This window comes from Comamonas terrae (assembly GCF_001544075.1).
In the GTDB taxonomy this organism is placed as follows: domain Bacteria; phylum Pseudomonadota; class Gammaproteobacteria; order Burkholderiales; family Burkholderiaceae_C; genus Comamonas; species Comamonas terrae.
This window is the reverse complement of record NZ_BCNT01000005.1, coordinates 26,313-38,888: the sequence shown is the minus strand read 5'-3', so window position 1 is coordinate 38,888 and position 12,576 is coordinate 26,313. Positions and strand designations below refer to the sequence as shown.

Below are 12,576 nucleotides of genomic sequence, written 5' to 3'. Positions count from 1 at the left end.
CTCCCGCATGCATCGTCATCGCATGACCCTGGCGCCGCCCCGCAGCAAGGCTGCCGTCCCCGCAGGAACGGTGCCGAAGGCGACTCGTGGGGAGGTCATTTCGTCACGAGCACCACGTCGGTCTTGACCTCGGCCGGCATCTGGGCCTGCGGGGTCTTGTTCTTGACGGCCTTGAGCGCTTCCTCGATGCCGAACACCGCCTGCTTGGCTGCGAACTGGTCGGCCGTGGCCAGCACCCGGCCGTCCTTGAGCATGGGGTGTATGGCCTGGATGTTGTCGTAGCCCACGACGAAGACCTTGCCTGCCTTGCCCGCGGCCTTGACGGCCGCCACCGCGCCCAGCGCCATGGAGTCGTTGCCGGCCAGCAGAGCCTTCAGGTCCGGATGCTCGCGCAGCATGCCGGCCGCCACGGTGTTGCCCTTGTCGATTTCCCACTGGCCGGACTGCACGCCCACCACGGTCATCTTGCCGGCTTCCATCGCATCCTTGAAGCCCGCCGTGCGCTGCTGCGCATTGGTGGTGGTGGAAACGCCCTCGATGATGCCCACCTTGTCGCCGGCCTTGAGCTGCTTGGCCAGGTAGTCGCCCACCAGCCTGGCGCCGGCGCGGTTGTCCGGGCCTACAAAGGGGATCACCAGGCCTTTTTCCTGGAGCGCGGCGGGGTCCAGCCGGTTATCGATGTTGACCACGCGCACGCCGCGGTCCACGGCGGTCTTGAGCACGGGCACCAGCGCCTTGGAATCGGCTGGAGCGATCACCAGCGCATCGACCTTCTGCGCCACCATCTGCTCCACCATCTTGATCTGGGCGGCGGTGTCGGTCTCGTTCTTGATGCCGTTGCTCAGCAGCGTGTATTCGCCGGCGTGGGCCTTCTGGTGGGCCTTGGCGCCGTCCTCCATGGTGCGGAAGAATTCGTTGGCCAGCGACTTCATGACCAGGGCCACCTTGGGCTTGTCCTGGGCCCGGGCCGCAGGGCCCCAGGCACCCGCCAGAGCCAGTATCGACAGGCCCACCGTAACCACCGCATGACGACGTTGCAACATAGCGCTCTCCCGGGCCTGGGCCCTTGTGACGTGGATGAAACCGGCCGCTCGCATGCGCCGGCGAACGCTCTCTTATAGGCCCTGGGCTTGCCGCAAGAAGTAGGAAAAATCCTCTGCTGCCCACCACAAGCGTTGCTCTACAAACGCGCGCCGCGGCAGCGGCATGATGGGCGCCAAGGAGAAAACCGCATGGAAGAAATCAGCTGGAACGACTTCATGAAAGTGGAGCTGCGCGTGGGCCGCGTGGTGCAGGCCGAAGTATTCAAGGAGGCACGCAAGCCTGCCTACAAGCTGCAGGTGGACTTCGGCCCCGAGCTGGGGTTGCGCAAGTCCAGCGCCCAGATCACCCAGCTCTACCAGCCCGGGGACCTGGTGGGCCGCCTGGTGGTGGCCGTGGTGAATTTTCCGAAGAAGCAGATCGGCCCCCTGATGAGCGAATGCCTGGTGACGGGCTTTCACAATGCCGACGGCCATGTGGCGCTGTGCGTGCCGGATGGCGATGTGCCGCTGGGCACGCGGCTGCTGTAGCCGGCCGCAGGCAAAATGGGCTTCATGGACACTGCATTCAATCCCCTGGTACGCGTTCGCACCGTCACCGCCTTCGTCAGCATGCCCGCAGATGCCGTGCTGTGGCAAAGCTGCCTGACCCAGGCCAAGCAGCAGTGCGATGCCGTGGCCGATGCCATCGAAGCCCGGGGCTACCAGGTGCAGTCCATACGCATCGTGAGCAATCCGTTCGGGGAATTCATCGACGTTTCGGGTCTCGAGCCCGCATTGGCGGATCTGCAGCGCATCACGCAAATGCTCGGCGCCATCAACACGGGCAAACGCCGTATCCGCTTTGCCATCGGCGAGGCGCGCACCGCGCAGGAAATCGCGCTGCTGCCCTGGCTGATTGCCGCCCACGGCGACCTGTGCAATGCCTGCGTCAACATCGGCCTGGACGGCAATGGATTCCTGCAGGGCGAGCTGCTGCAGGCCAGCGTGCAGGCCATCCAGGAGATCGCCCGCAGCACGCCGCGCGGCGAGGGCAATTTCAATTTCACGGTCAACTTCAACTGCGCGCCCGGCATTCCCTACTTCCCGGCCAGCTACCACCGCGGCCGGCACCACGGCGCCCTGGTGCTGGGGCTGGAAACGCCGGACCTGCTGGTGGCCGTGCTCGCCGGACTGCAGGCGCAGCGCCGGCAGCTGGACCACGCGGCCTGGCTGCAACTGGCCTTCGATCATCTGAGCCGCTCGCTCACCGAACATGCCACCGCCATCCAGCACTGCGCCGACCGGGTGGCGCTGGCCGATGGCTGGCTTGTCGCGGGCATGGACACTTCGGCCGCGCCGTCCAGGTCCTGCGCCTCCATGGTCGATGTCTACCGGCTGCTGGGCGTGCCCCACTTCGGCGCCAGCGGCACCGTGGAAGCCTCGGCGCTGCTGACGCGGGTGTTCAAGTCGGTGGCCGGCGTCACGCAGACAGGCTTCAGCGGCCTGATGCTGGCCGTCACCGAGGACGAGGGCCTGGCCCGGGCCAGCCTCGACGGCGAGTTCGACATCCGCGCCCTGCTGACCTACAGCAGCGTCTGCGGCATTGGCCTGGACACCGTGCCCATTCCCGGCGACAGCAGCGCAGAGCAGATCGCCGCCGTCATGCGCGACACCGGCACCATGGCCTACCGCCTCAACAAGCCGCTGACGGTGCGGCTGTTCCCCGTGCCCGGGCTGGCGGCCGGCGACCGCACGGCCTTCGAGAGCGCGGACCTGTGCAACTGCGCCGTGCTGGCATTACCTTGATTCCCCCTGAGTCGCTTTGCGCCTTCCCCCTAAAGGAGGACGACGGCCTTTGCTGGGGCAGCCCCTGCTGCGGGACGGTCCTTGCTGGCCGTCCCTGGCTTGGAGCGCGCCCATCTCAAAGGCCACTTGATCTGCCCCATGCCCCTGCTGGGGGGTGATCGGTAAAATCCGGGCTTATGGCAAAAATCATCGTCCTGGCATTGGTGCTGCTCTTTTTCGGCTGCGGGCTGTACATGCACCTGCGCGGCAAGGTCCGGCACAAGGTGCTGCGCCAGCTGTTCGACCACTCGACGTTCACGGCACCGTTCAACGTCTTCATGCTGATGTTCAGCAAGGTGCCGCGCACGCCTTACCTGCCCACCAGCACCTTCCCCGAGCTGGCACCGCTGCAGGCCAACTGGCGCGAGATCCGCGAGGAAGCCGTCAACCTGCACAAGAACATGCAGATCAAGGCCGCCGCCAACAACGACGACGCCGGCTTCAACTCCTTCTTCAAGACCGGCTGGAAGCGCTTTTACCTCAAGTGGTACGGCGATGCCCACCCCTCGGCCATGGAGCTGTGCCCCAGGACCACGGCCCTGGTCAAGTCCATTCCCAGCGTGAAGGCGGCCATGTTCGCCGAGCTGCCGCCAGGCGCCAAGCTCAACCTGCACCGCGACCCGTATGCGGGATCGCTGCGCTACCACCTGGCCGTGCTGGCGCCCAACGACGACCGCTGCATGATCGAGGTCGACGGCCAGCCCTACAGCTGGCGCGAGGGCGAAGGCGTGATCTTCGACGAGACCTACATGCACTGGGCCGAGAACCGCAGCGAGGGCAACCGCATCGTGCTGTTCTGCGACGTGGAGCGGCCCATGACCAACCGCTTCGCGCAGTGGCTCAACCACTGGCTGGGCAAGAACGTGGTGGCCGCGGCCAGCTCGCCCAACAACGAAGGCGATCCGCGCGGCTTCATCAGCCGCATCTTCAAGATCTCGTTCTACATGGGCCAGTACCGCCGCCGCTTCAAGGCCTGGAACAAGACGGTCTACAAGATCACCAAGTTCGGCCTCATGCTGGCCGCGCTGGCCCTGCTCATCTGGTGGCTTGTGCCGAACTGATGCGCTGAAGGCCTGCGCGCGCTGCGCCGCCAATGGCCTGATCCCGGGCCCGCCAAAAAACCGCCCTGCGCTGCAGAGGCGGTTTTTTACAGCGCCTTGCGCAAGGTCGTGGTCGGGATCTTGAGCTGCTCGCGGTACTTGGCCACGGTGCGGCGCGCGCATTCGATGCCCTGTTCCTTGAGCATGTCGGCCAGCTTGGCATCCGACAGCGGCTTTCGGGGGTCCTCGGCATCGACGAACTGCTTGATCAGCGCGCGCACCGCCGTGCTGGACGCGCTGCCGCCGGTCTCCGTGCCCAGGCCCGAGCCGAAGAAGTACTTGAGCTCGAACGTGCCCTGGGGCGTGGCCATGTACTTGGCCGTGGTCACGCGGCTGATCGTGGACTCGTGCAGGCCCAGCGCATCGGCGATGTCGCGCAGCACCAGCGGGCGCATGGCCAGCTCGCCATGCACGAAGAAGTTCTTCTGCCGCTCCACGATGGCTTCGGACACGCGCAATATGGTGTCGAAGCGCTGCTGGATGTTCTTGATGAACCAGCGCGCCTCCTGCAGGCGCTGCTGGAGCAGGCCATGGCTTTCCTCGCCGCGGTGGCGGCGCAGCACGCCCGCATAGACGTCGTGCACCTTGAGCTGGGGCATGACGTCCGGGTTCAGCCGCACCGCAAACTCCACGCGGCCCGCACCTGCGCGCACCGGGCGCACGATGACGTCCGGCACCACGATCTGGCGCTCCACATTGGCAAAGCGCCTGCCCGGGCGCGGCTCCAGGCGCGCAATCAGGGCCATGGCCTCGCGCAGCGCTTCCTCGCGCGCGCCACACAGGCCGGCCAGCTTGCGCACATCGCGCCGGGCCAGCAGGTCCATGGGCTGGGCGCAGATGGATTGCGCCAGCTGCAGCAGGGACAGGCGCGCGGGCGTCGTGCCTTCGTCCTCGGCCTGCTGCAGCAGGTCGCGCAACTGCAGCTGCAGGCATTCGGCCAGATCGCGTGCCCCCACACCGGCGGGCTCCAGGCTCTGCAGCAGCTTGAGCGCGATGGCAAAGCGCTGCTCCAGTTCCTCGCGCTCTTCCAGGTCGCCACCGGCCAGGCCGGCGGCCAGCTCTGCCAGCGGCTCCTCGAGGTAGCCGTCGTCGTTGAGCGATTCGATCAGAAAGCTCAGCGCCGCGCGGTCTTCCGCGCCCAGGTGCAGGCTCAGCGCCTGGCGGTGCAGATGGTCGGTCAGGCTTTCATGCTCGCGCGCCAGGCTGATGGCGTCGTTTTCTTCGTCATCCGCCTGGCGGCCCTTGGCCGCCGGAGCTGCAGAGATATCCCATTCGCTGCTGCCTTCGCCGCCCCACTCCCCGTCCAGACCGCCGGCGTCGCCGTCGTCCGGGCCGTCATTGCCGCCGGTGTTCCATTCCAGCGTTTGCGGAGTTTCGGCGGGTGCGGGTTCCGCTATGAATTCGGAAGCTGCTTGCGCCTGGTATTCCGAATTCTCAGAGCGAAATTCATCTGCAATCAAGGATTCATTGGCGCTGGCAGCTATTGCTTCGTGAGCATCGGCTTCGCCTTCCGTCTCCCGTTCGAGAAACGGATTGTCGTTGAGCATCTGCTCCACTTCCTGCGCCAGCTCCAGCGTGGACAGCTGCAGCAGCTGGATGGACTGCTGCAGCTGCGGCGTGAGCGACAGATGCTGGGAGACCTTCAGCGACAGGCCAGGCTTCATGGACGCCTACATCCTGAAGTGCTCGCCCAGGTACACGCGGCGCACGTCGGCGTTGTCCACGATTTCCTCGGGCGTGCCCTCGGCCAGCACATGGCCGTCGCTGATGATGAAGGCGTGGTCGCAGATGCCCAGCGTCTCGCGCACGTTGTGATCGGTGATGAGCACGCCGATGCCGCGGTCCTTGAGGAAGCCGATGATGCGCTGGATCTCGATCACGGCAATGGGGTCGATGCCGGCAAACGGCTCGTCCAGCAGGATGAAGCGCGGCTGCGTGGCCAGGGCCCGGGCGATCTCCACGCGGCGGCGCTCGCCGCCGGACAGCGCCAGCGCGGGCGACTGGCGCAGGTGGTCGACGCGCAGCTCCTTGAGCAGGCTGGTCAGCCGCTCCTCGATCACTTCGCGCGTCAGATTTTTGCCCTGCTCATCCTTTTGCAGCTCGAGCACGGCGCGCACGTTGTCTTCCACGTTGAGGCGGCGGAAGATCGACGCCTCCTGCGGCAGATAGGACAGACCCAGGCGCGAGCGCTGGTGGATGGGCATGTTGCTGACGTCATGCTCGTCGATGAAGATCTGCCCGCCGTCGCTGCGCACCAGGCCCACGATCATGTAGAACGAGGTGGTCTTGCCCGCGCCGTTGGGGCCCAGCAGGCCCACGACTTCGCCCTTCTGGACGGAAAGCGAGACATCCTTGACCACCTTGCGGCTGCCGTAGGACTTGGCCAGGTGCCGGGCCTGCAGACGGCTTTCGGCCACGGCGTTGCTGCTGTCCATGCTCATTATTTCTTCTCGCCGCCGATGGTCAGGCTCTGGCGCAGGGGTTCGCCGGCAGGCACGGCCGGCTTGGCCGCGGCCCCCGGGGTCGCGCCCGGCGTGCCTTCCTTGGGCGCCATCACGGCGCGCACGCGGCCGCCCTGGCCCACCGAGGAGCTGGGCAGCCCGCCGCTGGTCTTCTGGCCGTCGACGGTGTAGACGTCGGTGATGTTGTTGTAGACGATGATCGAGCCCGTCACCTCGTCGCTGAGCTGGCCGCCACGGTAGCGGCGCATCTCGCCGCGGCGGATGAACTTGACGATGTCGGCCTTGCCGTCGTACTCGATGGTCTCGCCCTCGCCTTCGATGAATTCATCGGGCTGGCCGCGTTCGGTATCGCGCTTCTGGCGGAAAAAGGCGCGCTTGCCCGGCTCGGCCTTGACCACGCCGTACTGGTAGCCCTCGGCATCCTGGCGCACGTCCAGCTGGGCGCCGCGCAGCACGATGGTGCCCTTGGTCATCACCACATTGCCGGTGAAGACGCTGGTCTGGGCCAGTTCGTCGTGGCGCAGCGCGTCGGCTTCGATGTTCATGGGCTTGGCGCTGTCGGCCTTTTCGGCCTGCGCCATGCCGGCAAGGGCGGCCAGGGCCGCTGCCAGCACGAGGAGGGAAAGTCGTTTGGTCATGGAGGGCACGTTTCTTGCATACATTGTAGTCACACCCTTGGTCCGGACCCCGCCAGAAAAAAGCCCGCACAACGGCGGGCTGTCTGCAAAACGCTGGCGCAGCTTGGTGAATCAGGCCTTGCGGCTGGAGGCAACCAACTGGTCCACCACGCGCAGCACATTGGTCATGTTGCCGGCCTTGGTGCCGTCGGTGTAGTAGCGGCCGGCCACGCCCAAGGCGGGCACGCCTTCCACGTCATATTCCTGCTGCAGCTGCGTGGCCTTGCGCACCTGGTTGGCCACGGAGAAGGAGCCAAACATCTCCTTGAACTTGGCCATGTCCACGCCCTGCTTGCCCATCCAGTCGAAGATCTGGTCTTCCTTGGACAGGTTGATGCGCTCCACGTGGATGGCATGGAACACCTTGGCATGCATGGTGTTCACGAGGTTCATGCCTTCCAGCGTGTAGTAGAGCTTTTGCTGGGGCACGAAGGAGGCATTGAAGGCCACGGGCACGCGGTGCACGACCACGTCGGCCGGCGCCGCATTCTTCCAGGCCGCAAACTGGGGCTCGAAGGCATTGCAGTGCGGGCAGTTGTACCAGAAGAACTCGATCACCTCGACCTTGCCGGCAGGTGCGCTGACCTGGGCGGGCTTGGCCAGCTTGACATAGTCCTTGCCTTCCTTGGGCGCGGCGGCCTGGGCCCAGCTGGCGGAGGTGCCCAGCGTCAGGGCGCTGGCGGCGGCAGCCGAAGCGGCCAGGGAAAAATCGCGGCGTTTCATCTCAACAAACTCCTTGAGTTCAAGTCTGCAATATCTGAGGCGCCTGCCTCGCAAAAGTTCAACCAGCGCACAACTGGTACACCCCAAGCAAGAGACGGCCAGCAAGGGCCGCCCCGCAGCAGGGGCTGCCCCAGCAAAGGCCGTCGTCCCTCTTGGGGGCGCCCTGCCAGGGGAAGCCGCGCAGCAGCTCAGGGGGGGCAGCGCTACTTCGCCGCCCGCACCAGCGTCGATTCCACGCCGGCGCCGTCGAGCTTGCCCTTGAGTTGCTCGGCATCGTCGCGCTTGGTGAACGGGCCTACGCGCACACGAAAAACGGTGATGCCGTTCTGCTCGCGCTCGCTGATGCGGGCTTCCCAGCCCAGCATGGCCAGCTTGGCGCGCTGGGCCTCGGCCTCGTTCTGGCGGCGGAAGGCGCCGGCCTGGACGAAGTAGTTGAATCCGCTCTCGGCGGCCTGGGCCGCCTGCGCTGCCTTGTCCTTTTCCGCCTTGGCCTTGTCGGCCTTGTCGGCGGCGGCGGAGCGCTGGCGCACCAGGTCGCCCAGCGGGTCCGTGGAGGACGGCGCCCCATGGCCTGCGGCCGGCGTGCCAGGTACCGCAGGCACGGCCGGCACCGCGGGCGTACCGCCGGCCACGGCCGGCGGCTGCACGGTGGCCGGTGCGGCGGCGCCGGTCGCCGGCTCGTTCGCGCCGGGGGCTGCCGGAGCCACGGCCGGGGGCAGCGGCGCCTTGCTTTGCAGCGGCGCGTTCGGGTCCCAGTTGCGGTTGCGTTCGGCTTCTGCCGCATCGCGGTCCGTGTTGTTGCCGCCCTTGTTCAGGAACGGAACCGGCACCTTGGTCACATACACGGCGACGGCCAGCGCAGCGCCCAGGCCGATGATCATGCCGAAGATGAGCCCCAGGATGGTGCCGCCACGTTGCTGTTTCTTCATAAGTCGCTTATCGCAGTGTCAATTACATGCGCTCGGGTGCGTCCACACCCAGCACGGCCAGACCATTGTGCAACACCTGGGCCGTGGCGGCGACCAGGGCCAGGCGTGCCAGCCTGACCTTTTCGTCGTCGACCAGGATGCGCTCGGCGTCGTAGTAGCTGTGGTAGCTCGATGCCAGATCGCGCAGGTAGAAGGTCACGTCGTGCGGCGCATTGCCTTCGGCGGCGGCCGTCAGCATCTCGGGGTACTTGGCCAGCATCAGCATCAGGGCCTGGGCCTGCGGGCCTTCCAGCGCCGACAGGTCCACGTCCTGGAGGGCTTCGACTCCCGCGCCCCCCTGCTCCTGCCAGCCACGCAGCACGGACTGGATCCGCGCATGGGCATACTGCACGTAGTACACGGGGTTGTCGTTGTTCTGGGCCACGGCCAGGTCCACGTCGAAGGTGTACTCGGTGTCGGGCTTGCGGCTGAGCAGGAAGAAGCGCACCGCGTCCTTGCTGGTCCACTCGATGAGGTCGCGCAGCGTGACGTAGGAGCCCGCGCGCTTGCTGATCTTGACCTCTTCGCCATTGCGCACCACGCGCACCATGGTGTGCAGCACATAGTCAGGATAGCCGGCGGGAATGCCCACGTCGGCGGCCTGCAGGCCGGCGCGCACGCGGGCGATGGTGCCGTGGTGGTCCGTGCCCTGGATGTTGACGACCTTGGTGAAGCCACGCTTGAACTTCTGGATGTGGTAGGCCACATCGGGCACGAAGTAGGTGTAGTGCCCGTCGGACTTGCGCATCACGCGGTCCTTGTCGTCACCGTAGTCGGTGGACTTGAGCCACAGCGCGCCGTCCTGCTCGTAGGTATGGCCGTTGGCGATCAGGCGCTGCACCGCGTCCTCGACATAGCCGTTGGTGTAGAGGCTGGACTCCAGGTAGTACTGGTCGAAGCGCAGGTTGAAGGCCTGCAGGTCCTTGTCCTGTTCGTTGCGCAGGTAGGCCACGGCGAACTGGCGGATGTTGTCGTAGTCCTCGACATCGCCGTTGGCGGTGAATTCGCGGTCGTCCGCCTTGACGGTTTCCTTGTTCAGGAAGGCCTGGGCAATGTCGGCGATGTAGTCGCCGTTGTAGAACTTCTTGGATTCCGGGTTCTCCGGATCGGTGGGCCAGCATGCGTCGCCGGGCTTGAAGCCCTTGGCGCGCAGCTGCGTGCTCTTGGTCAGCGTGTCGATCTGCACGCCCGCGTCGTTGTAGTAGAACTCGCGGTGCACCTTCCAGCCCTGGGTGGCGTAGAGGTTGCTGATGGCGTCGCCGATGGCGGCCTGGCGGCCGTGGCCCACGTGCAGCGGGCCCGTGGGGTTGGCCGAGACGAATTCGACCAGGATGTTTTCACCGCGGTCGGCCTGGTAGCCGAACCTGGCTCCTTCAGCGAGCACTTCGCGCACCACCTGCTGCTTGGCGGCGGGCTTGAGGCGGATGTTCAGAAAGCCGGGACCGGCGATCTCGATGGCATCCACCCATTGCCGGAAGGCCGGCGTGGCTTCGAGCGCGGCCTTGAGCTGTTCGCCCAGTGCGCGCGGATTGGCCTTCAGGGGCTTGGCCAGCTGCATGGCCGCCGTGCAGGCGAAGTCGCCATGGGCTGCCACCTTGGGATTTTCAAACGCAGCGCGTGCGCCGGCGCCGGGCGATAGTGTTTCGAGCTCGGCAGCCAGGGCCGCGAGCAATTCCTGTTTGACGGAGAGCATCGGGCGATTTTACGTGGGCGCCCGCATCCATGCTGCGGCCAACGGGCAATTGCGCGGCGCACGGGCCACGGCGCGTTGCCGCTACATGCCGCGCGCCCAGAAGATGGCGACCACGGCGATCACGGGGATCACATGGGCCTGCCACATGACCCAGCGGCGGGTCTGGGCGATGGCGCCCTCGGAAGGCAGCTGGCCCGAGGCGTCCAGCGCCCGTTTCCAGCGCCGGAACGCGAGGGTGGGCTTGATGGACAGCAGCGCGCCGACGACGAACAGGGTCATCTTGAGATGGAACAGGGGCGAGCCCGTATAGCCGGCAAGGCCCTTGACGCCCCAGAACAGGCGGGCCAGACCGGTGAGCAACAGCAGCACGGCAACGATGCCGTAGATGGCATCGAGCCGCGCCAGGCGCTGCACCACCGCGGCATTCATCCATTCGCTGCGGCACAGCGCCGCCTGGCTGGTCACAAAAACCACCAAGGTCAGGATCGCCAGCAGGTGAAGGCTGGCCAATACGGCTTCAAGCGTCATGGTTTGTCTGTAGATGCTGCAGGTGCGCCACACTATCGCACAGGAGCCGCAGCCCAGGCAAAGGCGCCCGACCCCATTCGTGCGCCTTTGCGCCTGCGCAACCGGCTGCATCGGCGGCCGCAAGCCAAACCGCCCTTCAAGGGGCCGTGGTCGCAGAGGTCAGCTCTCGGGGCCGGTGCGCCAGAAATCGGGCTGGTCATAGTGGTGCTTGAGGTAATCGATCCACATGCGAACGCGCAGCGGCATGTGCTTGCGCTGGGGAAAGATCACGAAAATGCCGTTGGGCGGCGCCGCGAACTCCTCCAGCACCGGCACCAGGCGGCCGGCGGCGATCTCGGACTCCACCTCCCAGGTGCTTCGCCAGGCAATGCCCCAGCCCCCCAGGCACCAGTCGTGCAGCACCTGGCCGTCCGAGCAGTCCAGCGGGCCGCCGGGCTTGAAATGCACGACTTCGCTGGTGCCGCTTTCGGGATGCGGAATGCGGAAGGCCCAGCCGCGCGTCTGCGAGGCATCGCTGGACAGGGTCAGGCAGTCGTGCTGGGTCAGCTCGCTGGGATGGCGGGGAATGCCGCGGCGCTCCAGATAGCCGGGCGTGGCCACGCACAGGCGGCGGTTGTCGGCAATGCGCACGCTGACCAGGGCCGAATCGGGCAGGTCGCCCACGCGCACCGCGCAGTCGAAGCCTTCGCCGGCCAGGTCGACCACGCGGTCGGACAGGTTCAGCGAGATCGTCACCTCGGGATGCAGGTCGCGAAAACGCGGCACCAGCGGCGCCACATGGCGGCGGCCGAACCCCGCCGGCGCCGTGATGCGCAGATGGCCCGTGGCCTTGACGCCGCCGGCCGAGACGCTGGCCTCGGCATTGGCCACGTCGGACAGCAGGCGCTGGCAGTCCTCCAGGAAGGCGCTGCCTTCGTGCGTCAGAGAGATGCGGCGCGTGGTGCGCACCATGAGCTTGACGCCCAGATGCTCTTCCAGCGCATCGAGGCGCCGCCCCATGATGGCCGGCGCCACGCCTTCGGCCTTGGCGGCCGCCGTCAGGCTGCCGCGCGTCGCCACTGATACAAAAGACTCAAATGCTTTGAGCTTGTCCATGACTGCTCCTGTATGGTTCTTTCTTGTCTCCTGCACAAAGCATGCGCTATTGATTCAAGAGCGCATACCGCACAAGCAGCCTTTATTTCAGGGATAACTTATTCTTTATTTCTTCTAACTCGGGCGTCAGGCGCTATCAATTTCCGCATCTTATTGAAAAGCGGAAATTTCGACGCACTGTCATATGAAACGCATTTTTCGTCTATTTTTACCCACAAGTCATGAGTTAGTTAGAAATTTGTGAATTTATATACCTAAATATAAAAATTTGCACAAGCCTGACGCGTCCAGTCGTGCAGCAAGGCCTATCCGGCCGGAGCTACCGCATTTTTCTCAACAGCGACAATCATTTGGCGCCCGCACCTCCTTGGTCTGACATACAGATTTCGAGCAATGCACTCGGCCTTTGGGGCGTTCCCCTGCCCCCCATGCACGCTCCCGCAGGGCCGGCCGGACGGCCGAT

At 65.8% G+C, this 12,576-nt stretch carries 12 protein-coding genes; 3 read left to right on the top strand and 9 right to left on the bottom strand.

Annotated features, from left to right (window positions below; translation table 11 throughout):
* Window positions 1-95: 95 nt before the first annotated feature.
* Complete coding sequence (locus Cte04_RS08620; protein WP_066475487.1) at window positions 96-1,043, bottom strand: sugar ABC transporter substrate-binding protein; 948 nt, start codon at window positions 1,041-1,043, stop codon at window positions 96-98.
* Window positions 1,044-1,232: 189 nt separating this feature from the next.
* Between Cte04_RS08620 and Cte04_RS08615 the strand changes: the two genes are divergently transcribed.
* From Cte04_RS08615 to Cte04_RS08605, 3 genes are all read left to right on the top strand, one after another.
* Window positions 1,233-1,571, top strand: a complete 339-nt coding sequence (locus Cte04_RS08615) for a tRNA-binding protein (RefSeq protein WP_066475485.1) — start codon at window positions 1,233-1,235, stop codon at window positions 1,569-1,571.
* Window positions 1,572-1,595: 24 nt separating this feature from the next.
* A complete protein-coding gene (locus Cte04_RS08610; RefSeq protein WP_066476148.1) occupies window positions 1,596-2,828 on the top strand; it encodes a DUF711 family protein in 1,233 nt (410 codons plus the stop codon).
* Between the two features lie 176 nt (window positions 2,829-3,004).
* A complete protein-coding gene (locus tag Cte04_RS08605) occupies window positions 3,005-3,928 on the top strand; it encodes an aspartyl/asparaginyl beta-hydroxylase domain-containing protein (protein WP_066475484.1) in 924 nt (307 codons plus the stop codon).
* 86 nt (window positions 3,929-4,014) lie between these two features.
* On the opposite strand, the gene Cte04_RS08600 is transcribed toward Cte04_RS08605, so the two are convergent.
* The 8 genes from Cte04_RS08600 to Cte04_RS08565 all read right to left on the bottom strand — a co-directional run bounded on the left by Cte04_RS08600 (window position 4,015) and on the right by Cte04_RS08565 (window position 12,113).
* Window positions 4,015-5,631 (bottom strand): RNA polymerase factor sigma-54, encoded by a 1,617-nt coding sequence (locus Cte04_RS08600; RefSeq protein WP_066475481.1) that lies wholly within the window; start codon window positions 5,629-5,631, stop codon window positions 4,015-4,017.
* A gap of 6 nt (window positions 5,632-5,637) precedes the next feature.
* Entirely contained in the window at window positions 5,638-6,402 is a 765-nt protein-coding gene (lptB, locus tag Cte04_RS08595) for an LPS export ABC transporter ATP-binding protein (RefSeq protein ID WP_245633329.1), read from the bottom strand.
* A 5-nt stretch (window positions 6,403-6,407) separates the two neighbouring features.
* The gene (gene lptA, locus Cte04_RS08590; RefSeq protein WP_066476145.1) at window positions 6,408-7,067 is read right to left on the bottom strand and encodes a lipopolysaccharide transport periplasmic protein LptA; all 660 of its coding nucleotides are present in this window, start codon (window positions 7,065-7,067) and stop codon (window positions 6,408-6,410) included.
* A gap of 111 nt (window positions 7,068-7,178) precedes the next feature.
* On the bottom strand, window positions 7,179-7,829 hold the full coding sequence (locus Cte04_RS08585) for a thiol:disulfide interchange protein DsbA/DsbL (RefSeq protein WP_066475477.1): 651 nt from the start codon (window positions 7,827-7,829) through the stop codon (window positions 7,179-7,181).
* Between the two features lie 203 nt (window positions 7,830-8,032).
* Entirely contained in the window at window positions 8,033-8,758 is a 726-nt protein-coding gene (locus tag Cte04_RS08580) for an SPOR domain-containing protein (RefSeq protein WP_066475476.1), read from the bottom strand.
* Between the two features lie 22 nt (window positions 8,759-8,780).
* A complete protein-coding gene (gene argS, locus Cte04_RS08575; protein ID WP_066475475.1) occupies window positions 8,781-10,490 on the bottom strand; it encodes an arginine--tRNA ligase in 1,710 nt (569 codons plus the stop codon).
* An 81-nt stretch (window positions 10,491-10,571) separates the two neighbouring features.
* Window positions 10,572-11,018, bottom strand: coding sequence for a DUF2214 family protein (locus Cte04_RS08570; RefSeq protein ID WP_066476143.1), 447 nt, complete (start codon window positions 11,016-11,018; stop codon window positions 10,572-10,574).
* A 159-nt stretch (window positions 11,019-11,177) separates the two neighbouring features.
* Window positions 11,178-12,113 carry a LysR family transcriptional regulator gene (locus Cte04_RS08565; protein WP_066475471.1) on the bottom strand — a complete coding sequence of 312 codons (936 nt, stop codon included), beginning with the start codon at window positions 12,111-12,113 and terminating at the stop codon, window positions 11,178-11,180.
* Between the last annotated feature and the right edge of the window lie 463 nt (window positions 12,114-12,576).

What these genes read in the sequence shown, in the direction of transcription:
- Cte04_RS08620 (WP_066475487.1), bottom strand. Translation starts at nt 1,043, where the DNA reads ATGTTGCAACGTCGTCATGCGGTGGTTACGGTGGGCCTGTCGATACTG.
- Cte04_RS08615 (WP_066475485.1), top strand. Translation starts at nt 1,233, where the DNA reads ATGGAAGAAATCAGCTGGAACGACTTCATGAAAGTGGAGCTGCGCGTG.
- Cte04_RS08610 (WP_066476148.1), top strand. Translation starts at nt 1,596, where the DNA reads ATGGACACTGCATTCAATCCCCTGGTACGCGTTCGCACCGTCACCGCC.
- Cte04_RS08605 (WP_066475484.1), top strand. Translation starts at nt 3,005, where the DNA reads ATGGCAAAAATCATCGTCCTGGCATTGGTGCTGCTCTTTTTCGGCTGC.
- Cte04_RS08600 (WP_066475481.1), bottom strand. Translation starts at nt 5,631, where the DNA reads ATGAAGCCTGGCCTGTCGCTGAAGGTCTCCCAGCATCTGTCGCTCACG.
- lptB (WP_245633329.1), bottom strand. Translation starts at nt 6,402, where the DNA reads ATGGACAGCAGCAACGCCGTGGCCGAAAGCCGTCTGCAGGCCCGGCAC.
- lptA (WP_066476145.1), bottom strand. Translation starts at nt 7,067, where the DNA reads ATGACCAAACGACTTTCCCTCCTCGTGCTGGCAGCGGCCCTGGCCGCC.
- Cte04_RS08585 (WP_066475477.1), bottom strand. Translation starts at nt 7,829, where the DNA reads ATGAAACGCCGCGATTTTTCCCTGGCCGCTTCGGCTGCCGCCGCCAGC.
- Cte04_RS08580 (WP_066475476.1), bottom strand. Translation starts at nt 8,758, where the DNA reads ATGAAGAAACAGCAACGTGGCGGCACCATCCTGGGGCTCATCTTCGGC.
- argS (WP_066475475.1), bottom strand. Translation starts at nt 10,490, where the DNA reads ATGCTCTCCGTCAAACAGGAATTGCTCGCGGCCCTGGCTGCCGAGCTC.
- Cte04_RS08570 (WP_066476143.1), bottom strand. Translation starts at nt 11,018, where the DNA reads ATGACGCTTGAAGCCGTATTGGCCAGCCTTCACCTGCTGGCGATCCTG.
- Cte04_RS08565 (WP_066475471.1), bottom strand. Translation starts at nt 12,113, where the DNA reads ATGGACAAGCTCAAAGCATTTGAGTCTTTTGTATCAGTGGCGACGCGC.